Below are 19,700 nucleotides of genomic sequence, written 5' to 3'. Positions count from 1 at the left end.
CCGACCGCACCGAACCATGCCCTCCTCGCCCCCTTCCCCGTCGCGCATTCCCGCGGAGGGCACGGCCTCCGTGCTCTGGACCCTGATGATGGGGGCGGCCCTGGTCGCGCTCGCCGCCGCGCATCGCCGCAGGGCCGATGAGGACGTGCATGAGCCGGCGCGCGCCGTGTCGAAGGAGTCCAACGGCGGCGCGCATTCGCACGAGGGCCGTGCCGCCCGCTGGGTGGCGGCGACGCAGCCCGAGCGGGGACGCGACGCCAACCATCCGGGAGAGATCCCGGCGCCCGGCTGGTGGGACATCGTCGTGCGGGTCTACCAGGAGTTCAACAAGGACCGGGTGCTCTCGGTGGCGGCCGGCGTCACCTTCTACTCCCTGCTCTCGCTGTTCCCGGCCATCGCCGCGCTCGTGACCTGCTACGGGCTGGTCGCCGACGTGAACACCATCAACGTCCACCTCGCCACCCTGCAGGGCGTGCTGCCGAGCGGGGCCATCGAGATCATCGGCGAGCAGGTGAAGCGCATCGCCGCCAAGGGCAGCGGCACGCTGGGCGTCACCTTCTTCACGAGCCTCACGCTCTCGCTGTGGAGCGCCAACGCCGCCATGAAGGCGATGTTCGATGCGCTCAACGTGGTCTACGAGGAGGAGGAGAAGCGCAATTTCTTCTGGCTGAACGTGCGCTCGCTGACCTTCACCGCGGGCGCGCTGCTCTTCATCATCCTGGCGCTCACCGCCATCGTGGTGCTGCCGGTGGTGTTCAACTTCCTCGGCCTCGGCGACGGGGCGCGGCTCATCGCCTTGGCCCGCTGGCCGGCCCTCTTCCTCGTCCTGCTCGGCGGGCTCGCCGTGCTCTACCGCTACGGCCCGAGCCGCGAGCGGGCGCGCTGGCGCTGGGTCGGCGCGGGCAGCGTGATCGCCGGCCTGCTCTGGCTCGTCGCCTCGATCCTGTTCTCGTGGTACGTCGGCAGCTTCGGCAATTACAACGAGACCTACGGCTCGCTCGGCGCCGTGATCGGCTTCATGACCTGGATCTGGATCTCGGCCACGATCGTGCTGCTGGGCGGCGAGATCAACGCCGAGATCGAGCACCAGACCGCCCGCGACTCCACCACCAGCCCGCAGCAGCCCCTGGGCCGGCGCGGCGCGCGCATGGCCGACACGGTGGGCGCGGCGGCCTGAGGGCCGGATATCGGTGCGGCGACCTATCATCGGTTCTTGCGCGGCCGGGTCGCACTCGCGACAAGCGGTGCCCGGCACCATCTCGGACAACGAGAGAGGCACGGGAGGAACGCGACATGGCCGGATCGAACGTCGTCGAAGGCGATCCCGACACCCGCACCGACGCGGAATGGCGCGCCGCGTTGACGCCGGAGCAGTACCGCGTGCTGCGCGAGCACGGCACCGAGCGGGCCGGGACGAGCTGCCTCAACGCCGAGAAGCGCCCGGGCACCTTCTTCTGCGCGGGCTGCGGCGCGCCGCTGTTCGAGACCGGGACGAAGTACGAATCGGGCAGCGGCTGGCCGAGCTTCTTCGCCCCCCTCGAGGGCGCGGTGGAGACGCAGGTGGACCGCAGCCACTGGATGACCCGCACCGAAGTGCATTGCGCCCGCTGCAAGGGCCATCTCGGTCACGTCTTCGAGGACGGACCGGCGCCCACGGGCCTGCGCTATTGCATGAACGGCGTCTCCCTCGCCTTCGAACCGGAGGGATGACCCCCTACCCACTTCGGGCAATTCTCCCGGGAATTCCACGCCTTTTCGGGCTTCCGGGTTGCTGCCCGGTTGTTTCGGGGCCTTCACTTCGTCATGAAGGACCCAGTGAAGAACAGGTTAACGCCCCGGTCTTCGCGATCCGCCCGTCTGTGAAGACGGTCGGCGCTCGTCGGTCCTTGAGGGTCGACCTCGCGCGCGAAGGCCGAGCATCCGGTGGCGATCCCGGGCTCAGGGGCATGCCGACCCGCGGAGGGAAGTGAATGAGTGTCGTTCGCCGGTTTCTCGTGGCGCCCTCGCTGGTCCGCCTCCTGCGCAAGGAGCGCGGCGGCGCCCGCGTCACCGAAGGCTACTTCGCGCCGCAGGCCGGGCGGACCTCCTTCGTGCGGTTGCAGGGCACCAACTGCTTCCTCGTGCTGATGACCGGCGCCGAGGGTGCCATGGCCGAGGAGCGCACGGAGGTGCCGCGCGCCCACGGCGACGCGCTCCTCGACGTCTGCGCCGGCCGCGCCGTCTACGAGCGGACCACGGTCGCGCTCGGCGGCGGCGGCGAGGCGCTGGTCGATCGCTACGTGCGTCCGGCCGGGCTCGACGTCGTCAGCCTCGTCTTCCCCGATACGGGTGCCGCCCAGGCCTTCACGCCGCCGGTCTGGTTCGGTGCCGAGGTGACGACGGACAAGGCCTATGACGGCCAGTCCATCGCGCTCACCGGCATCCCGACGCCGGGCGACATCCCGCTGAACAACGCCGCTCTCGACGCGGTGCTGGACCTGATCGAGCCGCGCTTCGGCTCCGGCCGGCCCCCGCTGGGCTCGCCGAAACCGCTGTCGCCGCGGGACACGGGCTTCCCGCCGCGCGCCTCCGAGCCGCCGAAGCCGGCCCCCGTGCCGGAGGCACTGCTGGCCGGGGCCGCCGCGGATTCCGCCGCACCGGCCGAGCCGAAGGCGGAGGAGCAGCCGCAGTCCAGCGAAGAACCTCTCCCGGCCGCGTCCGGACAGGCGGAGCCGAGCGCGGAGGCCGCCCCCGAGGCTTCCCCGGTCGAGGCGCCCGCGCCGGCCGAGCCGGTCGTCGAGGAGACGCCCGTGCCCGCCGAGGAGCCGCAGCCGGCCGAAGCCGTCCAGGTCGAGGAGCCGCAGCCGCCGGCGCAAGCTCCCGAGGCCGAAGGCCGCCCCGCGGCTCCGGCGGAGTCGCAGGAGCGCCTGCCGCCGGATGCGCGCATCGACGACGTGATCGAGAGCCTGTCCAAGGCCCTCGGCGCGGCGATCCGCAATCCGCAGGAGCCCGGCCGCGACGAGGAGGTCACCGAGGCCTTCGAGCGCTGGCAGGTCCGCCCCCGCCGCACGCAGCAGACTTGAGCGGGCCGGGCCTCGGAGCCCGTCTCGATGCGCACGCATCGTTTGCAGGATCGGGCGACGGCTCTACCGAGGGTCGGCGCCCGTCTCGTTTTTACCATCACGCGGGTCCGGGTCGGCGGGGCCGGAACCGGCGCGGATCAGGCTTCGTTGGCAGGCACCGGTCGCGGCTCACCATCGAGAGGGCGGCCGGCACGCTTTCGCTCCCAAAGAGGAACGCCGCCATGAAACGCTTCGCTGCCGTCGCCGCAGGGCTGATGCTCTGCCTCCTGCCTCTCGCCGGTGAGGCCCAGGCCCAGGGTATCCCCGGCGGCATGCGCCGCGGCGCGGCCGAGGGCGACCGGGTCGCCGGTCCGATCGGCGGCATCGTGGGCGGCGCCGTCGGCGGCGCGGTGGGTGGCGTCAACGGCGTGCTCGGCATCGATCCGGGCCGGCGCGCCTATCGCACCCGGCTGCGTTCGAACCGCCACCATCACCACCGCCGCCACCATCACCACAACCGTCGCCACTACCGCTGAGCGGTAGCCACGACCGCTGAGCGGTCAGCGCGGCGGGGTCTCAGCCCCGCCGCGCGCGCCGGCGCCGGAGGGAATCCTCGGCCAGCAGAGCGAGGCCCGAGGCGACGATGACGCCCGTGCCCACCACGGTCCAGAGGCCTGGCACGTCGCCGAAGACGAGGTATCCGAGCAGCACCGACCACAGGATCTGCGTGTAGATGAAGGGCGCGAGCAGACTCGCCGGAGCGCGGGCATGGGCCAGCGTCAGGAGCCAGTGTCCGGTCGTGCCGAACAGCCCAACGGCAACCAGCATCGCCCAGACGCGGGGCGAGGCCGGCGCCGACCAGATCCAGGGCAGGAGCGGGCTCATCACCGCGAGGCCGCCGAGCCCGGTGAAGAACACCGTCGTGGCCGTGGAATCGTAGGCGGCGAGCTTGCGCGTCACGATCACGTAGACGGCGTAGCAGAGCATCGCGCCGAGGCTGAACAGCATGGCGGGCTTGGCCGCCAGCGCGTCCGGCCGCACGATGATGAGGACGCCGAGAAAGCCCGCCGCCACTGCCGCGAGCCGCGCCCGCGACGACCACTCGCCGAGCAGGGGCCCCGCGAGCAGAGCCACGGTGAGCGGAGCCGCGAACTGGATCGAGACCGTCTCGGCCAGCTGGAGCGAGCCCAGCGCCAGGAAGTTGAAGGCGGTGGAGCCGAACAGCAGGAGCGAGCGGACGATCTGCAGCGGCAAGCGCCGCGAGCGCGCCACGCCGGGCCGCGTCACCGGATTGAGGAAGGCGGTCACCAGCGCGACGTTGACCGCGTAGCGCATGAAGGTGGTCAGCAGCGGATCGACGCCCGCCGCCGCCAGCAGCTTGCCCGTGGTGTCGAGGCTCGCGAAGAAGACCGGCGCGACGCACATCAGCAGGATGCCGGCCAGATGCCGCGGATCGCGGCCCGTCATCCGCCCCGCCTCGGCGGCCTGTTTCGCGGACACGCTGTTCTCCCGGTCTCCGGCCCGTCTGAGGCTCTGGCCGTAGACCAAGCCGGGGCGCATGGCATCCCGGCGCCGCGCGGGTCTCCTCTGTGGGGAGGGGCGATCCGAGGCTCCGCATCGCCGCCTCCCATGCCCGCGCGAAAACGATCGTCGCGGGTCAGCCGTCCTTGGAGGCCGGTCCGCCCGGCTCGTGGATCGGGCAGCCGTTATGCTCTGCCCGGAAGCCGGCGGATGCGGGATAGGCCGCCCGGCGCGCCCGCATGATCGAGCCGAGGGGGCGGTGCGCGGCCAGCGCGTGCCAGGGATTGAAGGCGAGCCGATCGTCGATCCGCTTCACGTTGGCCGCGCTCCACGCGTCCTGCCGTGGCACGGTGAGGCGGGCCACGGCGACGTAGGGGCTCGTCTCTTCCGGCCAGGGCTTCGAGGCGTCCTCCACCGGCATCGTCTCGGCGTCGGTGCGCAGCTGCGCCCGCAACTCCCACACGCCCTCGTGCTCGGCGAAGAAGACGGTGACCGCCTCGCGCAGGCCGTTCGGCCGGCCGTTGACGTCGAGGGCCGCCCCCGTGAGCGCCGTCAGCGCGGGCGAGACCGGGGCGACGGCGACCTTGGCGACGTAGTCGCCCCAGCGCAGCGGCACTTGGCTGTAGAAGGTCTCGCCGAGGATGTGCGTCTCCGGGTGGCCGCCCATCGCGATCAGGGTCGGGCTCTTGGTGCCGAGGCTCTCCAGCACGGTCTCGACCCCGCGCAGCATGGCGGAGAACGCCCTCTTGAAGATCTGCGGCGTGTCGGTGGTGGCCGCGAGCAGCTTCAGGCTCTTCAGGAAGGCCGCGTCGTCCGGGGCCGTGAAGGAGGGAGCGTTGGCCATCACGAAGTCCTGCGTCGTGCCCTCGGCGCCGTCCAGGCGCTCGCCCGGAACGCCGACGATCTTGAGCGCGAGGCCGCGCGGGGTCGAGACGCTGTCGTCGAGGATGTCGCCCGGATTGGTGGAGAAGCGCAGAACCGCCTCGTAGGAGCCCGGCCGGGTGCACAGGCCCTGCGCCAGGGCCGGCGGCAGGCCGTCCAGCACCTCCAGACGGCCGGTGAGCAGGCCGTGCGCCTTGGCGTGGACGCCGCGCACCGCTCGGCCGTAATCCTCGAAGGTGGTGCACTGGATCTTGGCGAAGGTCGCCAGCATCTGTGCGTGAACGTCCTCCTCGTCGTCGCGCGGCTGCTCCACCGACGGATGGTAGGGAATCGGGCTCGCGGCGTTCACGTCCAACCTCGTCTCGCTGGCTCTCGGACCGCGTCGGAGCGATCGTTCGGGGCCAACCGAGCTCGGGGCGCGGCCGTTCACCGGCTCGAGGCTCACGCCTGCGCGATGGGTCCGTCGAGGGGCGCGAGCCGGGGCGCGGGGGCGAGCGCGCCCGGAACGGGCGGGCGCCGCGCCTGCCCGAGCCTGCGGGCGAGGCCGGGAAGGTCGGGCCGGGCGTCCCCGGCGGGAACCCGGCCGAAGACCTGCCGGTCGAGGGCGGCGAGATCCCGCGCGAGATCCGGCTCCGCCCGCCAGAGGGCGGCCAGCGCCGGATGGGCCTGCTCGGCGCTGGCCAGCGCTGCGCGGAAGGCCGCCGCATCGCCCGCGGCTGCGGCCCCGCGCAGGGCGCGGGCCCGGGCGCGTTCGAGGCGCAGGCGTCCCGGTCCGGTTCGGAAACCGATCAGCGCCAGCCCAAGGCCGAAGGCGGCCAGGGCCGCGGCGCCGAGGACGCCCCAGGAGGCGGGGGCGGCGGGCTTCAGGTCGTCCTCGCGCTCGGCAAAGCCACCGCCGATCTGGCGGGCGGGGATCTCAGCCTCGCGCATGGTGCGCGTGAGCGTGTCGAACCAGGGGATCTTGATGGCGTCGAGCGGGATCACCTCGGCCACGCCCTTCTTGATGTCCCACTGATAGGTCGCCCGGGCCACGGGGCCGGTGGGGGTGATGATGGTCTCGCGCTTCACCGGCCCGGCGAAGGTGATGATGCCGCGGGTGCGCATCACCGGACGCGGCGGCAGCCCCTCGGCCAGCATCCCCTGCGCTTCGAGGGTGACGATTCGCCGGGCGGTCTCGCCCTGGTTGATCGTCTCCGGGTCGGGGTCCCAAGAATCGCTGATCGCCACGTCGCGCGCCGGGAGCCACCAGGGCTCCGCCGCGTCGGGACCGCCGCCCTCGCCCTTCCAGGGCGCCACGGGGAAGGGGACGGGTTCCGAGCGCACGTCGATCTGCTTGCGCTCGCCCCCGTCGTTGATGGTGAGCCGATGCACGAACGGGTCGATGGTGAAGTGGCCCGTGTGCTGCGGGAAGATCGCGATGGTGCGCTCGAATTCCAGCGCCATCTGCCCGTCGGGCATCCGCGTGCGGCCCCAGCTATCGCGGCCGAGCTGCGTCCAGGAGAAGTTGACGAGCGCCGGCTGGCGCACCTCCTCCAGCAGGATCTGCGTGCGGTAGACCCCCCGCAGGCGCAGGAGCACCATCTCGCGGGCGTAGGGCGGCGCGCCGCCGGAGAGATCGGGCGTCACCGTGAGGGTGAGGTCGCCGGGTTCGATGGCGTGGGCGGGAGAGGCGAAGGCCAGCAGGACGAGGAGCGTGAGAACAACCCTCCCCCCTCTGCGGGGGAGGATGCCCGCGGAGCGGGCGGGAGAGGGGAGCGACCGTCCCGGAACGTGCTGAGTCGGCCCCTCACCCGTCCCCCTTCGGGGGCCACCCTCTTCCGCGGAGGGGCGAGGGCGTGCGGCCGAGCTGCGCCCGAAAAATTCCAAAACCATCACCACGGGTTGCTGCCTCCCGGGATCGCGGTGCCGGCCTCGACGCGGCGGGCCTGCTCGGCCTTGAGGCGCAGCTTCAGGTAGCGGCCCGGCTCGTCCGGCAGGGTCTGGAGCCAGAGCCGGTCGGGGTGGATCTCGTGCGCCTCGAAGCTCTTGGTGACCCGCCGCGCCTCCCGCTCGGGGGCGGCGGCGACCATGGCCGAGCCGGCGCCCTGGCGTCCGCGGCCCGCCGCGTCGCTGGCCGAGCCGCGGGCCTGGCCCTTGCCGGAATCGATCGCCTGCTGCTCCGCCTTGCCGCGGCGCGCCACGGGGCTGGTGCCGGGCAGGGACGCGGAGGAACTCGCCTCCTTGTTGCCGGCCAGACCCTCGCCGCTGGAGGTGGCGCGGATGTCGTCGTTCTGGTCCTGGTTGGCGGTGTTGTTGTAGCGGGCGCCGTACTGGGCCGCGGCATTGGCGATGCCGCCGCCCTTGCCGCGGTCGATCTCCTCCTCCAGCGCCCGCGCGATCAGCGAGCGGTTGGCCTGGGCGTCGGCGTCGCGCGGATTGTAGAGGAGCGCCTCGTCGTAGGCGTCGAGCGCGCCCTTGAGGTCGCCCGAGCGGGCGAGCGCGTTGCCGAGATTGTAGGCGCCGCGCTTCCCCTGCGCCCGGAACAGCGGGATCGCCTCGTGGGTGCGTCCGGCCTCGTAGAGGGCGGCCGCCCGCCACGCGGGCTGATCGAAGACCGAGACCGCCGCACCCGGAAACCCGCTCGCCATCAGGAGCCGACCGAGGCTGGTACGCGGCTCGGACAGCAGCATCAGGCCGAGGATGCCGGCCCCCGCGAGCGCCAGCCCGGCGATGCGCGCGAACCGGCGCCAGTGCCGGGGGAAGGCCCGGGGCATGCCCCGCAGCAGCGGCGTCGCGGACGCGAAGGCGCGGGAAGGCAGCGGCGCCGTCATCACGCGCTCCGTCGGAACAGGAAGAGGGCTGGCACGAGGGCGAGCAGCAGGAGCCAGCGGCCGAGATCGGCGAAGGCGAGCACGCCGTAGCCGCCCGCGGCGAGGTGCTGCGCGGTCGAAGCGCCGACCCGGTCGAGCACCGGCCCGGCGGCCTCGATGTCGGCGGCCCGTCCTCCGCCCGCGGCGGCGAGGCGGTCGAGGGCGGCGCGGTCGGTCTGCGGCGCGCCCGGCGGCAGGGCCCTGGCGGCGGGCACGAACAGGCCGTGAAGCTGCCAGCCCAGAGCGCGGATCGCGGCGGCCTCGCGCTCGGCGGCCTGCCCAATGCCGTCGCCGTCCGAGATCAGCACCACGTCGGCGGAGACGACGTTCGATTCCGCGAGCGTGCGGCGGGCCAGCGCGAGGCCGCGCTCGGGATGGGTGCCGCGGTCGGGCACGGTGTCGGCGTCGAGGGCGAACAGGGTGGTGGCGATGCTGTCGCGGTCGGTCGTGGGCGAGACGGCGGTGTAGGCGTCGCCCGCGTAGACGATCAGCGCCGCCGAGCGGGTGCCGGCGGCTTCCGCCACGGCCTGTGCCGCCTGCCGCGCCTCCTTGAAGCGCCCGCCCTCGGTGACCGAGCGGGAGAGGTCGAGCACGATCACCGTGGCGTCGAGGTTGCGGAAGGTGGCCGCCTCCGGCCGCTCCACGGCCGGGCCGGTCAGCGCCAGGGCGAGGAGCCCCGCCGCGAGCGCCGCGGCGAAATTCGCCTGCCGCCGCCCGCCGAGCACCGCGCCGCGGCGGGCGAGCAGCGCCATCAGGTGCGGATCGACGGCCTTGCCCCAGTCGCCGAGCGGGGCCGAGCGCCACGCGGCGCGCAGGGCCAGAGCCGCCACGAGGGGAATCGCCAGGAACCAGAGCGGGCGCAGGAGGGCGAAGGATTCGATCACAGCCGGCGCCTCGTCGCGAGCAGTCCGCAGGCGCAGAGAAAGGCGAGGGCCGCCGGCCAGGGCCAGAGGTCCCGGCGCAGCGGCAGCGGCGGCGCCTTGGCGCGTCCGCCCTCCAACTCGTCGATGGCGGCGGCCACGCTCTCCAGATCGTCGGTGGTCTTCACCCGGAAGGCGCGGCCACCGCTGACCTCGGCCATGGCGCGCAGGGTCTCGACATCGACGACATCCTGCTCGTTGTTGGGATTATCGGCCATGTCGATCGGCCCGAGGGCGATGGTGTAGACGCGCACGCCCAGATCCTTTGCCAGTTCCGCGACCTCCTTGGGGGCGGTCTGGCCGGCATTGTTGGCCCCGTCCGAGAGCAGCACCACGACCTTGTCGCGGGACGGGGGAGGGCCGCCGCCCTCCGCATCGGCGATCTGTGCGGGCGCGAGGCGCTTGAGGGCGAGGCCGAGCCCGTCGCCGATGCCGGTGGAGCGCCCGACGAGGCCGATGGTCGCCTCCTCCAGCGTGCGGGCGACGGAGGCCGTGTCGAAGCTCGGCGCGGCGGCGACGTAGGCCTGATCGGCGAAGGCGACGAGGCCGATCCGGTCGCCGGCCCGGCGGCGGATGAACTCGGCGCCGACGCGCTTGACCGCGGCGAGCCGGCTCACCGTCTCGCCGTCGAGGGAGAAATCCTTGCGCTCCATGCTGCCGGAGAGGTCGAGCGTCAGCACGATCTCGCGGGCGGAAGCCGGCAGGGCCGTGGCGGGCAGGACGAGACGGGGACCGGCCAGCGCCACGACGAGCGCCGCCCAGAGCGTGCCGGTGAGCCAGAGCCGGCGTCGGCCGCGCGCGGCCACGCTCTCGGCCCGCTCCGCCGCGCCGACGAGGGAGGGCGGTACCCGTAGGGCGCCGCTGCCGCCCTCCCGTTCCGCCGGGATCAGCCGGGCGGCGAGCAGGGGCAGGGGCAGGAGCAGCAGCGCAAGGGGGCTCGCGAAGTCGAAGGCGGAGGCGAGCGCCGTGAGCCAGGCGGGGACGAGATCGACGGGCATGGCGGCTCAGGCCCGGATCTTGGCGACGAGGCGGCTCAGGCCGGCATCGATCCCGGCGGGGTCGCCGCTGCCGGGCCGGCGGTAGAGGTCGTCGGCGAAGGCGCGGCCGGCGCCGTTGCGGAAGAAATCGGTGCCGAAGGTCGCGTCCAGCGTCTCGGCCCAGGCCGGGCCGCGGGCGCGGGCCGCTTCCTCGCCCCTGAGCGTGCGCACCACCCGGCGCAGCAGCCGGGCCTGGGCCACGCGCCGCGCCTCCGGCTCGAGCCGGCTCGCCAGCGCGAGTTCCCGCAGGGCCGCCCAACGCACGGACGCGCCGCGCCGCGCCCGAAGAAGGCGCAGGCCGCCGACGAGCAGCGCGAGGGCGAAGCCGAGCGCGATCGCGGCCACCATTTCGGGGTTCACCGCGCCGCCGCCGCCCGTGGGCAGGTGCAGGCCGCGCAGGGCGGAGAGGTCGGGGGAGGGGGTGACAGTCATCCGCGCCCCCTCCGAGTATCCTCTCTCCCTCGCACGCGGGGAGAGGGGAATGCGCCTCCGGCCTCACAGCACCGCATCGAGCCGCTCCATCAGCGGGGCGTAGCTCTCGGGGCCGCCCTCGACATCGATGCGCAGGCTCTCGACGCCGCAGGCGTGAAGGCGGGCGAGGCGCGGATCGTCCGCGCCGCCGGCCTCCGCCGCCGGAGCGCCGGGGCGGGCTTCCACCGTGCCGCGGCGGCCGTCGGGCAGGGCGTAGGGGTAGAAGCCCGGCCGGCGCTGCCGCTCGAAGGCGTCGCTGACGAGGAGCAGGCGGATCGAGAGCCGCTCGGCCAGGGCGGTGAGCAGGCTCTCCCAGTCCGGACCCGGGGCGTCGAGGGCGCTCGCCAGCACCAGATGGCCGCCGGAGGGCAGCAGCGAGCGGGCCAGCGCCAGGGTGTCGGTGAGCGGCGGGTCGTCCTTGGCTGTGCCTGCGAGCGCTGCCGCGTGGGCATGGGCGAGCGCGCCCGTCACCGCGGTCATCGCCCGCTCGCCGCCGGCCGGGCGCACCACGGCGGGCTCGCCCGCGCGCGCGACGATGAGGCCGATGCGCCCGCCGTCGCCGACGATGCGCCAGCCGAGCAGGGCGAGCGCTTCGGCCGCCGCGACCGAGCGCAGAGCCCGGCGGGTGCCGAACAGCATGGAGGGCCGGAAATCGGCGAGCAGCACCACGGCGCGGTCGCGCTCGTCGTGGTGGGTGCGCACGTGGAGTTCGCCGGTGCGCGCGGTGGCGTTGCGGTCGATGAAGCGGCGGTCGTCGCCCTCCGACCAGGGCCGCACGTCGTCCGGCTCCGAGCCGCGCCCGCGCTTGCGCGTGACGATGCCGCCGGGCAGGCCGGCGATGGTGCGGGTCGAGGGCGAGACGCCGCGCCGGGCGAGGTGGCGCAGGCTCATCAGGCCGGCCCCGGAGAGATGGATGCCGGGGGCGTCGGTCGAATCGCTTGCAGGCGCCGCGGTCGCGGTCATGGCGTGCCCGTCCCGTCATGCGTCCCACCCGCGCCCTCATCCTGAGGTGCGAAGCGCAGCGAAGCCTCGAAGGGTGCTCCAGCGATCGCGCGCCTTCTGGAACACCCTTCGAGGCCCGCTGATGCGGGCACCTCAGGATGAGGGTGTGGGTGGGAGGACCGGTCGAAGCCTCTCACGTTCAGAGCGCCCGCGTCCGCTCGACCAGCCCACTGACGATGCCCCGCGTGGTGCGCCCCTCGGCCGCCGCCCGCCAGGTCAGGCCGATGCGGTGGGAGAGGGCATCGGCGGCCAGTTCGGCGATATCCTCGGGCACCACGTGGTCGCGCCCGTGCAGATAGGCCCGCGCCTTGCCGGCCACCATCAGGGCCAGCGTGCCGCGGGGCGAGGCCGGGTGCTCGATGGAGGCACGCAGGTCCGGCGCCACGGCGTCGGTGCGCGTCCCCGACACGAGCCGCACGAGGTAGTCCTTGAGCGCGGGCGAGACGTAGGTGGCGAGCGCGGCCTCGCGGGCGGCGATCACCTCGGCTACCGAGAGCTTCACCGGCATCGCCTCGGCGTGATGGGTCAACTCGCCCTCCACGAGGTCGAGGATGCGGCGCTCGGAGGCTTCGTCGGGCATCTCGACGACGACGTGGAGCAGGAAGCGGTCGAGCTGCGCCTCCGGCAGCGGGAAGGTGCCCGCATGCTCGATGGGATTCTGCGTCGCCACCACCATGAAGGGATCGGGCAGGCGGTGGGTGTGACCCGACACCGTGATCTGGCTCTCGGCCATGGCCTCGAGCAGGGCCGACTGCACCTTGGGCGGCGCGCGGTTCACCTCGTCCACGAGGATCAGCGAGTGGAACAGGGGCCCGGGCAGGAACTCGAACGTGCCCGCATCCTGACGCCAGACCGTGGTGCCGGTGAGGTCGGCGGGCATCAGGTCGGGCGTGCACTGCACCCGGGCGAAGGAGCCGTCGAGCCCGTCCGAGAGGCGCTTGACCGCGCGGGTCTTGGCGAGCCCCGGGGCACCTTCGATCAGCAGGTGGCCACCGGTCAGCAGCCCGATCAGCAGGCGCTCGACGAGCTTCTCGGCGCCGATCAGCCCGTGGCTGAGGCCGTCGCGCAGCTGGAGGATACGGTCGCGGATGCCGGCATCGGCTTTGCGGGCGGGTGCTTCGGCCAAGGGGGCAGCCGGGTGGGCGGCCGGGGGGTCGGCGAGGGCCTGACCGCTCATGCGCGGAGGCTCCCGGCGTCCGCCGGACGGACTACCGGACTCGTCGCAGGGGAAAGATCCTGCCGCATCGGCATCTCCTCGCCGTGGGTTCTTCTTATCGGTCCCACAATCTTGCCGGTTTGCCCGCTGCCCACGCGCCCCGTCAATCCCGCCGCGTCGCCGCTCCCTCGGGCAAATTGACCGCCCGGTCTTCGTGGCCGAAGAGGCGGGCCGCGCCCTTCCTGCTTCACGAATACGCGGGCCGCCGCACAACGCGGCGCATGTCACGCAACCGTCACGCTCCTGCGACAGCGGAGAGCCTCTTCGCCAGACACCAGGACATCATGGCCGGCCCCTTTCCCGTTCCGACTCCCGAAGCGCTCAATTCCGGCATCAGCCTCGTCGTCGCCTTCGGCCTCGGCACCCTGATCGGGGCCGAGCGGCAGTACCGGCAGCGCACGGCGGGCCTGCGCACCGCCGTGCTGGTGGCCTTGGGCGCCGCCGCCTTCGTGGATCTCGGCATGCGGCTGACCGGCGGCGAGGGGGCGACGCGCACCGTGGCCTACGTGATCTCGGGCATCGGCTTCCTGGGCGCGGGCGTGATCATGAAGGAGGGCATGAACGTGCGCGGCCTCAACACCGCCGCGACGCTCTGGTGTTCGGCCGCGGTCGGCGCCTTCGCCGGGGCCGACCTGCCGCTGGAGGCCTGCTTCGTCACCGCCGCGGTGCTGGCCGGCAACACCCTGCTGCGCCCGCTCGTCAACCTGATCGACCGCATCCCCATCGACGAGAGCGCGACGGAGGCGACCTACGAGGTGCAGGTGAGCGTCGCACCCGAGGCGGCGGGCCCCGCCCGCGACCTGCTGGTCGAGCGGCTGGAGGCAGCGGATTATCCCGTCGGCAGCACGGAGGTGGAGGAGCGCGGCGAGACCAGCGTCGACGTGATCGCCACGCTCACCGCGACGGCGGTGGAGGCAAAGGATCTCGACGCCGTGGTGGCCGATCTCGCGAAGCGGCCGGAGGTGCGCCACGCGACATGGTCGGTGCAGACGGGGGATTGATCGATCGTCGCGCGCCGACTTACCCGATGCATGCCCATCCCGCACGGGCGCAGTCGCAGGTGCAGAGTACGACCATGCCCGACCGCAAGAAATCCGCACTGATCGTCGGAGCCTCCCGCGGGCTCGGGCTCGGGCTCGCCGAAATCTTTCTCGATCGCGGCTGGCGGGTGACGGCGACGCGGCGGGGGGCCTCGCCGGGCCTCGAAGCGTTGGCGGCGCGCGGTCTGCGGGTCGAGACGGTGGAGATTGACGACGACGCCTCGGTCGCCGCCCTACGGGAGCGGCTGGCGGGCGAGACCTTCGACCTGATCTTCGTCGTGGCGGGCGTCCTGATCGAAGCGGAGAAACCGCTCCACGCGGTGCCGCGGGCGGTCCATGCGCAGGTCTACCTCACCAATGCGGTGAGCCCGATCCTGTTCGCGGAACGCTTCGCCGACACCCTGGCGCCCGGCGCCACGCTGGCCTTCATGTCCTCGGTCCTCGGCAGCGTCGCCCTCAACGCCGAGGGCGGCTGGGAAAACTACCGGGCGAGCAAGGCGGCGCTCAACACCCATGCCCGCAGCTTCGCCGCGCGCCACGCGGCGCGCGATTTCGGCGTGCTGCTGCTGCATCCGGGCTGGGTCGCCACCGACATGGGCGGCGAGGGCGCCGACCTCGACGTGGCGACGAGCGCCGCCGGTCTGGCGGACGTGATCGAGGCGCGGGCCGGCCGGGCCGATCCGGCCTTCCTCGATTACCGGGGCGAGACGCTGCCCTGGTGACTCAGCGGCGCGGGTCGAGAGGGCGCCCGCGGCGCTCGATCACCACGGTCGGCCGGCTGCGCCGCTCCACCACCACCGTCCTCGGGGGGGCGCGGTTGGGGCTGGAGGGCGCCAGGATGCGGTGCTCCTGCGGGCGGTGAGCCGGCCGGGCCGCCGCGGCCTTGGCGGCCGCGACCACGTGCGGGCGCACCTCGTCCGGGCTCAGGCCGATCAGCCCGGCGGCGATCTCGACCTGCTGCTCGACGTCGTCGGCGAGATCCTGCGCGGCGGTCACCGCCTCGGTGATCGTGGGCGGCTCGCGCCGCACCCGGATCGGCGGCAGATCCTGGAAGCTCTTCTGGGTTTTTTTCACGGCACGACTCGCGGTCTTCATGCACCGATCTTAGGACGGTCCGTCCGGTTTGTGCAGTGCACACAGATCGGACGTGACGGACCGTCAGCCGCATGGCTTGACCGACGGACGCTCCCGCTCGTCTCCCATGCAGGATGCGCGCCGGTTGCAACGAGGCGCCAGTACATTCGATGACGATGCGAGCCGGCCGCTCGGCGCGCTTCGGGGCAAAGTGTCGCGGCGCTGCGGCAAGGCCAGGCTTCGAGCGCAAGATGTCATCCGCTTCCACGCCATTGCGTCGGCATGGGCCGGCGATCCCCAATCCCGCCCCGATCCAGGGCGAAGCAGGGCCATCATGTCCGATACGCACGATCCCCGCCTCACCCCGGCCCGGCCCGACCTCGCCGACATCCGCCTGCGCGGGATCGTCGAGGCAGATCGATACGTCGCCGGGGAGCCGGCACGGGTCGTCGCCCCCGCCGCGCCCCTGCGCCGGGCGCCGCGCCCGGCGTCGGGGCTCGACACGCAGGTCGTGATGGGCGACGCCGTGACGGTGTTCGACCGGCGCGACGGCTTCGCCTGGGTCCAGATCGCCCGGGACGGCTATGTCGGCTACCTGCCCGAGGCCGCGCTCGGGCCCGCCGATCCGGCGCCGACCCACCGGGTCGCGGCTCTGCGAACCTTCGTCTACCCGGCGCCCGACCTGAAACGCCCGCACGTCGCGCATCTGAGCCTCGGCGCCGCCCTCGCGCTGGAGGGGGACGAGGGCGAGTACGCGCGGCTCGCGCAGGGCGGCTACGTCTTCGCCGGCCACGTCGTGCCCCTGGGCTCCGCCGAACCCGATTTCGCGGCCACCGCCGAGCAATTCGTCGGCACACCCTATCTCTGGGGCGGTCGCACCAGCCTCGGCCTCGATTGCTCCGGCTTGGTCCAGCTCTGCCTCGAGACGGCGGGCCGCGCCTGTCCGCGCGATGCCGACCAGCAGGAGCGGGCCCTCGGCGCGCCGCTGCCGCCGGGGCTCGACGGCTTGGCGCGCGGCGATCTCGTGTTCTGGAAGGGCCATGTCGGGCTGATGCTCGACGCCGACCGGCTCATCCACGCCAACGGCCACCACATGGCGGTGGCGGTCGAGCCGCTGCGCGAGGCGGTCGAACGCATCGCCGCCAAGAGCTTCGGCGCGCTCACCTCGATCCGCCGGCTCGCTCCGCGCGCCGCCTGATCCGTCAGGGGGCGCGCAGGCTCTCCGGGGCGAGCGCGGCCAACGCCTCGGCCAATGCATCCACCTGCGCCTCGCTGTGGGCGGCCGAGAAGGCGATCCGAAGGCGGGCCGTGCCGGGGGCCACCGTCGGCGGGCGGATCGCGACGACGAGGAAGCCGCGCGCCTCCAAGGCCGCCGAGAGGGCGAGCGCCGCCTCCGCCTCGCCGACGAGGACCGGCACGATCGGACTCGTCGCCTCCGGCAGCCCGAGCCGCGCGGTGAAGCGGCGGGCGAGCGCCAACGGCCGGGCGGCGCGCTCCGGCTCGGCCTCGACGATGTCCAGGGCCTTGCGCGCCGCGGCGGCGGAGGCCGGCGGCAGGCCGGTGGTGTAGACGAGGCTGCGCGCGCGGCTCGTCAGCAGGTCGATCACCGACCGCGAGGCGCAGAGATAACCGCCGTAGGAGCCCAGCGTCTTCGACAGCGTGCCCATCTCCAGCGGCGCCCGGATGCCGGGCTCGACCACGCCGAGACCGTGCGCGTCGTCCACCAGCGTCCAGGCGTCGTATTCCCCCGCGAGCGCCAGGATCTCGGGCAGCGGCGCCCGGTCGCCGTCCATGCTGAACACCCGCTCGGTCAGGATCAGCGCCCGCCGCGCCGTGCCGCGATGCTCGGCCAGCAGGCCGCGCACCTGCGTCAGATCGTTGTGGGCGAAGCGCATGACCCGTGCGCCCGACATCCTCGCGCCCGCGAACAGGCAGGAATGGCCGAGTTCGTCGATCAGGATCAGGTCGCCGGCGCCGACGAGGGCGGGGGCGATGCCGAGATTGGCCAGATAGCCGGAGCCGAAGACGAGGGCCGCCTCCTTGCCCTTGTGGCGGGCGAGCCGCTCTTCGAGCGCGACGAGCGGAGGCGAATTGCCCGTCACCAGCCGCGAGGCGCCCGCGCCCGCGCCGTAGCGGGACAGTGCCTCGGCGGCCGCCGCGATCACCCGCGGCTCGTGGGCGAGGCCGAGATAATCGTTGCAGGAGAACGAGACGAGGGCGCGGCCTCCCCGATCCGCTGCCGCATCGGGGCCGCGGGCGGTGGCCACGAGCCGGCGGCGCAGCGCGGCCGCATCCAGCCCGGCGAGTTTCTCGCGGGCGAAGGCGTCGAGGCTCCGGGTCGGGTCTTGCGACGAAGGGGTCTGGGACATCGCGCCTGAAGGCGGCGGCAGCCGAGGGATGTCAAGCACGGGCCGCGCAGGGCCGGTCACGGCCGGGTCGAACCCGGCTCGGGTCCGCGCGTTGCCGGAGGCTTTCGAGGGAACCGTCTCATGCCCCGTCCCATTCTCGCCGCCCTGCTGCTCGCCGCCGCCTGGGCCATCGGCGGTCCCGCCCCGGCTCTTGCCGGCCCGGCCCAATCCTATCTGTTCGGGGAGCAGCGCTTCCGCAAAGCCTGCCGGCCGCCGCTGAAATACGCGGCCGGAGCTTGCGTCCGCCGCTGCCCGGCGGGCTTCGAGAGCTTCCGCGGCTATTGCCGCCAGCGCAACATGATGCGCTGATCGTCACCGGCGTCGGCTTGCGCGCCCTCGGGCAAAGTGCGAGCCTTCCGGCGTCCGATACAGACGATACGGGAGAGCCCAGGCCGCTCGCGAGAGAGGCTATGGCGCCGACGGAGCAACCACCCCCGGAAACTCTCAGGCACAATCACCGTATCGTTGGACAATCTGGAGAGAGGCGCCGTCCGGCGTCCACCGAAGGAGAAACCTCGCTCAAGATCCGAGTGAGGGAAGCTCTCAGGTAAGCGCGACAGATGGGGGCAACTTGCCAGCCGGCCGGCGGGCAAGATCCGTCTGTCGTGGAGTGCCCGATGAGCCTGCAAGCTGCCGGGGCCTTGAGCCCCGCCGCCCCCGTTTCCGCTGATCCGCTGGCGCAGACGCCGCTGCACGCGCTCCACCTGCGCCTCGGCGCCAAGGTGGTGCCGTTCGCAGGCTACGCGATGCCGCTGCACTACCCCGGCGGGCTGCTCAAGGAGCACCTGCACACGCGGGCGGCGGCCGGGTTCTTCGATGTGTCTCACATGGGCCAGGTCGCGCTCACCTCCCGCTCCGGCGATGTCGCCGAGGCGGCTCGCGCCCTTGAGGCGCTGATCCCGATCGACATTCTCGGCCTGGCGGAGGGGCGCCAACGCTACGGCTTCCTGACGGATGCGGCCGGGGGCATCCTCGACGACCTCATGGTCGCGCGCCTGCCCGACCGGCTGCACGTCGTCGTCAACGCGGCCAACAAGGCCGCCGATGTCGCGCATCTGCGGGCGCATCTCCCCGAGGGCATCGACATGGCGCTCGTGCCGGATGCGCTGATCGCGTTGCAGGGGCCGAAGGCCGCCGAGGTGCTGGCGCGGCTGACCCCCGAGACCGCGGGGATGCGCTTCATGGACGTGCGCGCGGTCGCGATCCTCGGCGCGTCCTGCCTCGTCAGCCGCTCCGGCTATACCGGCGAGGACGGGTTCGAGATCGCCGTGCCCGCCGAGCGGGCCGAGTCGGTGGCCGAGGCCCTGCTCGCGGAGTCCGAGGTGCTGCCGGTCGGCCTCGGTGCTCGCGATTCCCTGCGCCTCGAAGCCGGCCTGCCGCTGCACGGGGCCGACATCGACCCCGGTACCAACCCGGTCGAAGCGAGCCTCGCCTGGGCGATCTCGCCGGCCCGCCGCCGGGGCGGCGCCCGCGAAGGCGGGTTTCCGGGCGCGGACACCATCCTCCGCGCGATGGAGGCCGGGCCGTCCCGCCGACGCGTCGGCCTGCGCCCCGAGGGTCGAGCGCCGGTGCGGGCGGAGGCTCCGCTCTTCGCCGCCGAGGCCGGCGGCGAGCCGGTCGGCCGCGTCACCTCCGGCGGCTTCGGCCCGAGCGTCGGGGCGCCCGTCGCCATGGGCTTCGTGCCGGCCGCGCTCGCCGCCCCCGGCACCCGCGTCTTCGCCGAGGTCCGCGGCCAGCGCCTGCCCGCCACCGTCTCCTCGCTTCCCTTCGTCCCGGCCGGCTTCAAGCGCGGCTGATCTCTCTCGTGTCAGGAGTTTTGACCATGCTGCGTTTCACCGACGAGCACGAATGGCTGCGCCTGGACGGCGACGTCGCCACGGTCGGCATCACGGCGCATGCCGCCGAACAACTCGGCGACCTCGTCTTCGTGGAGCTTCCCAAGGTCGGAGCCACGCTCACCAAGGGCGAGGCGGCCGCGGTGGTCGAGTCCGTCAAGGCGGCCTCCGACGTCTACGCGCCGCTCTCCGGCGAGGTCACCGAGGTCAACGAGGCGGCGGTCGCCGACCCGGCCTCGGTCGGCGCCGACCCGCAGGGCGCAGGCTGGCTCTACCGGCTCCGGCTCGACGACCCCTCCGCCATGGACGCGCTGATGGACGAGGCGGCCTACGCGGAGTTCGCGAAGTAGCCAGCTCCAAAACCCTCCCCCCTCCGCGGGGGAGGGTGCCTGCGGAGCAGGCGG

General features: G+C 73.3%; 21 protein-coding genes and 1 riboswitch. Of the genes, 10 read left to right on the top strand and 11 right to left on the bottom strand.

The window, feature by feature from the left end; all coding sequences use genetic code 11:
• Window positions 1–16 precede the first annotated feature (16 nt).
• The 4 genes from ACPCJR_RS13315 to ACPCJR_RS13300 all read left to right on the top strand — a co-directional run bounded on the left by ACPCJR_RS13315 (window position 17) and on the right by ACPCJR_RS13300 (window position 3,577).
• A complete protein-coding gene (locus ACPCJR_RS13315; protein WP_391512520.1) occupies window positions 17–1,177 on the top strand; it encodes a YihY/virulence factor BrkB family protein in 1,161 nt (386 codons plus the stop codon).
• A gap of 116 nt (window positions 1,178–1,293) precedes the next feature.
• Entirely contained in the window at window positions 1,294–1,710 is a 417-nt protein-coding gene (gene msrB, locus ACPCJR_RS13310) for a peptide-methionine (R)-S-oxide reductase MsrB (RefSeq protein ID WP_110350877.1), read from the top strand.
• A 260-nt stretch (window positions 1,711–1,970) separates the two neighbouring features.
• Window positions 1,971–3,062 (top strand): hypothetical protein, encoded by a 1,092-nt coding sequence (locus ACPCJR_RS13305; protein WP_391512519.1) that lies wholly within the window; start codon window positions 1,971–1,973, stop codon window positions 3,060–3,062.
• Window positions 3,063–3,283: 221 nt separating this feature from the next.
• A complete protein-coding gene (locus ACPCJR_RS13300) occupies window positions 3,284–3,577 on the top strand; it encodes a hypothetical protein (RefSeq protein ID WP_391512518.1) in 294 nt (97 codons plus the stop codon).
• Window positions 3,578–3,617: 40 nt separating this feature from the next.
• Here the strand turns inward: ACPCJR_RS13300 and ACPCJR_RS13295 are convergent, their stop codons facing one another.
• From ACPCJR_RS13295 to ACPCJR_RS13255, 9 genes are all read right to left on the bottom strand, one after another.
• A complete protein-coding gene (locus ACPCJR_RS13295) occupies window positions 3,618–4,601 on the bottom strand; it encodes a DMT family transporter (RefSeq protein ID WP_391512517.1) in 984 nt (327 codons plus the stop codon).
• A 97-nt stretch (window positions 4,602–4,698) separates the two neighbouring features.
• Complete coding sequence (locus ACPCJR_RS13290; RefSeq protein WP_391512516.1) at window positions 4,699–5,793, bottom strand: catalase family protein; 1,095 nt, start codon at window positions 5,791–5,793, stop codon at window positions 4,699–4,701.
• 92 nt (window positions 5,794–5,885) lie between these two features.
• Window positions 5,886–7,070: a hypothetical protein gene (locus ACPCJR_RS13285; RefSeq protein WP_391512515.1), complete on the bottom strand. Its 1,185-nt coding sequence runs from the start codon at window positions 7,068–7,070 to the stop codon at window positions 5,886–5,888.
• A 245-nt stretch (window positions 7,071–7,315) separates the two neighbouring features.
• A complete protein-coding gene (locus ACPCJR_RS13280) occupies window positions 7,316–8,254 on the bottom strand; it encodes a tetratricopeptide repeat protein (RefSeq protein ID WP_391512514.1) in 939 nt (312 codons plus the stop codon).
• Entirely contained in the window at window positions 8,254–9,177 is a 924-nt protein-coding gene (locus tag ACPCJR_RS13275; protein ID WP_391512513.1) for a VWA domain-containing protein, read from the bottom strand. Before ACPCJR_RS13275 ends, ACPCJR_RS13280 begins: the two co-directional genes overlap by 1 nt.
• Window positions 9,174–10,211, bottom strand: a complete 1,038-nt coding sequence (locus tag ACPCJR_RS13270; protein WP_391512512.1) for a VWA domain-containing protein — start codon at window positions 10,209–10,211, stop codon at window positions 9,174–9,176. The genes ACPCJR_RS13275 and ACPCJR_RS13270 overlap by 4 nt, the downstream gene beginning before the upstream one ends.
• A gap of 6 nt (window positions 10,212–10,217) precedes the next feature.
• Entirely contained in the window at window positions 10,218–10,682 is a 465-nt protein-coding gene (locus ACPCJR_RS13265) for a DUF4381 domain-containing protein (protein WP_391512511.1), read from the bottom strand.
• Between the two features lie 63 nt (window positions 10,683–10,745).
• On the bottom strand, window positions 10,746–11,684 hold the full coding sequence (locus ACPCJR_RS13260; protein WP_391512510.1) for a DUF58 domain-containing protein: 939 nt from the start codon (window positions 11,682–11,684) through the stop codon (window positions 10,746–10,748).
• Window positions 11,685–11,862: 178 nt separating this feature from the next.
• Window positions 11,863–12,900 (bottom strand): AAA family ATPase, encoded by a 1,038-nt coding sequence (locus ACPCJR_RS13255; protein ID WP_391512509.1) that lies wholly within the window; start codon window positions 12,898–12,900, stop codon window positions 11,863–11,865.
• Window positions 12,901–13,223: 323 nt separating this feature from the next.
• Here ACPCJR_RS13255 and ACPCJR_RS13250 point away from each other — a divergent pair, with 323 nt between their 5' ends.
• Both ACPCJR_RS13250 and ACPCJR_RS13245 read left to right on the top strand, forming a co-directional pair.
• Entirely contained in the window at window positions 13,224–13,940 is a 717-nt protein-coding gene (locus ACPCJR_RS13250; RefSeq protein ID WP_110350866.1) for an MgtC/SapB family protein, read from the top strand.
• 74 nt (window positions 13,941–14,014) lie between these two features.
• Window positions 14,015–14,701, top strand: coding sequence for an SDR family oxidoreductase (locus ACPCJR_RS13245; RefSeq protein ID WP_391512698.1), 687 nt, complete (start codon window positions 14,015–14,017; stop codon window positions 14,699–14,701).
• 1 nt (window position 14,702) lies between these two features.
• Here the strand turns inward: ACPCJR_RS13245 and ACPCJR_RS13240 are convergent, their stop codons facing one another.
• Entirely contained in the window at window positions 14,703–15,074 is a 372-nt protein-coding gene (locus ACPCJR_RS13240) for a hypothetical protein (protein ID WP_391512508.1), read from the bottom strand.
• A gap of 313 nt (window positions 15,075–15,387) precedes the next feature.
• Here ACPCJR_RS13240 and ACPCJR_RS13235 point away from each other — a divergent pair, with 313 nt between their 5' ends.
• Entirely contained in the window at window positions 15,388–16,251 is an 864-nt protein-coding gene (locus ACPCJR_RS13235; RefSeq protein ID WP_391512507.1) for a C40 family peptidase, read from the top strand.
• Window positions 16,252–16,255: 4 nt separating this feature from the next.
• Here the strand turns inward: ACPCJR_RS13235 and ACPCJR_RS13230 are convergent, their stop codons facing one another.
• Window positions 16,256–17,422, bottom strand: coding sequence for an aminotransferase class I/II-fold pyridoxal phosphate-dependent enzyme (locus ACPCJR_RS13230; protein WP_391512506.1), 1,167 nt, complete (start codon window positions 17,420–17,422; stop codon window positions 16,256–16,258).
• Window positions 17,423–17,542: 120 nt separating this feature from the next.
• Between ACPCJR_RS13230 and ACPCJR_RS13225 the strand changes: the two genes are divergently transcribed.
• The 3 genes from ACPCJR_RS13225 to gcvH all read left to right on the top strand — a co-directional run bounded on the left by ACPCJR_RS13225 (window position 17,543) and on the right by gcvH (window position 19,646).
• Complete coding sequence (locus tag ACPCJR_RS13225) at window positions 17,543–17,770, top strand: hypothetical protein (protein ID WP_391512505.1); 228 nt, start codon at window positions 17,543–17,545, stop codon at window positions 17,768–17,770.
• A gap of 59 nt (window positions 17,771–17,829) precedes the next feature.
• Window positions 17,830–17,931, top strand: a riboswitch (glycine riboswitch).
• Between the two features lie 147 nt (window positions 17,932–18,078).
• Window positions 18,079–19,257 (top strand): glycine cleavage system aminomethyltransferase GcvT, encoded by a 1,179-nt coding sequence (gene gcvT, locus ACPCJR_RS13220; RefSeq protein WP_391512504.1) that lies wholly within the window; start codon window positions 18,079–18,081, stop codon window positions 19,255–19,257.
• 26 nt (window positions 19,258–19,283) lie between these two features.
• On the top strand, window positions 19,284–19,646 hold the full coding sequence (gcvH, locus tag ACPCJR_RS13215; protein WP_391512503.1) for a glycine cleavage system protein GcvH: 363 nt from the start codon (window positions 19,284–19,286) through the stop codon (window positions 19,644–19,646).
• Window positions 19,647–19,700 lie beyond the last annotated feature (54 nt).

Origin of the sequence: Methylobacterium sp. NPDC097929, assembly GCF_049543375.1 — a bacterium.
In the GTDB taxonomy this organism is placed as follows: domain Bacteria; phylum Pseudomonadota; class Alphaproteobacteria; order Rhizobiales; family Beijerinckiaceae; genus Methylobacterium.
This window is presented reverse-complemented; position numbering and strand designations above follow the sequence as displayed.

Excerpts from the sequence above, each read along its gene's own strand:
- ACPCJR_RS13315 (WP_391512520.1), top strand. The coding sequence starts at position 17 with ATGCCCTCCTCGCCCCCTTCCCCGTCGCGCATTCCCGCGGAGGGCACG.
- msrB (WP_110350877.1), top strand. The coding sequence starts at position 1,294 with ATGGCCGGATCGAACGTCGTCGAAGGCGATCCCGACACCCGCACCGAC.
- ACPCJR_RS13305 (WP_391512519.1), top strand. The coding sequence starts at position 1,971 with ATGAGTGTCGTTCGCCGGTTTCTCGTGGCGCCCTCGCTGGTCCGCCTC.
- ACPCJR_RS13300 (WP_391512518.1), top strand. The coding sequence starts at position 3,284 with ATGAAACGCTTCGCTGCCGTCGCCGCAGGGCTGATGCTCTGCCTCCTG.
- ACPCJR_RS13295 (WP_391512517.1), bottom strand. The coding sequence starts at position 4,601 with ATGCGCCCCGGCTTGGTCTACGGCCAGAGCCTCAGACGGGCCGGAGAC.
- ACPCJR_RS13280 (WP_391512514.1), bottom strand. The coding sequence starts at position 8,254 with ATGACGGCGCCGCTGCCTTCCCGCGCCTTCGCGTCCGCGACGCCGCTG.
- ACPCJR_RS13270 (WP_391512512.1), bottom strand. The coding sequence starts at position 10,211 with ATGCCCGTCGATCTCGTCCCCGCCTGGCTCACGGCGCTCGCCTCCGCC.
- ACPCJR_RS13265 (WP_391512511.1), bottom strand. The coding sequence starts at position 10,682 with ATGACTGTCACCCCCTCCCCCGACCTCTCCGCCCTGCGCGGCCTGCAC.
- ACPCJR_RS13260 (WP_391512510.1), bottom strand. The coding sequence starts at position 11,684 with ATGACCGCGACCGCGGCGCCTGCAAGCGATTCGACCGACGCCCCCGGC.
- ACPCJR_RS13255 (WP_391512509.1), bottom strand. The coding sequence starts at position 12,900 with ATGAGCGGTCAGGCCCTCGCCGACCCCCCGGCCGCCCACCCGGCTGCC.
- ACPCJR_RS13250 (WP_110350866.1), top strand. The coding sequence starts at position 13,224 with ATGGCCGGCCCCTTTCCCGTTCCGACTCCCGAAGCGCTCAATTCCGGC.
- ACPCJR_RS13245 (WP_391512698.1), top strand. The coding sequence starts at position 14,015 with ATGCCCGACCGCAAGAAATCCGCACTGATCGTCGGAGCCTCCCGCGGG.
- ACPCJR_RS13240 (WP_391512508.1), bottom strand. The coding sequence starts at position 15,074 with ATGAAGACCGCGAGTCGTGCCGTGAAAAAAACCCAGAAGAGCTTCCAG.
- ACPCJR_RS13235 (WP_391512507.1), top strand. The coding sequence starts at position 15,388 with ATGTCCGATACGCACGATCCCCGCCTCACCCCGGCCCGGCCCGACCTC.
- ACPCJR_RS13230 (WP_391512506.1), bottom strand. The coding sequence starts at position 17,422 with ATGTCCCAGACCCCTTCGTCGCAAGACCCGACCCGGAGCCTCGACGCC.
- ACPCJR_RS13225 (WP_391512505.1), top strand. The coding sequence starts at position 17,543 with ATGCCCCGTCCCATTCTCGCCGCCCTGCTGCTCGCCGCCGCCTGGGCC.
- gcvT (WP_391512504.1), top strand. The coding sequence starts at position 18,079 with ATGAGCCTGCAAGCTGCCGGGGCCTTGAGCCCCGCCGCCCCCGTTTCC.
- gcvH (WP_391512503.1), top strand. The coding sequence starts at position 19,284 with ATGCTGCGTTTCACCGACGAGCACGAATGGCTGCGCCTGGACGGCGAC.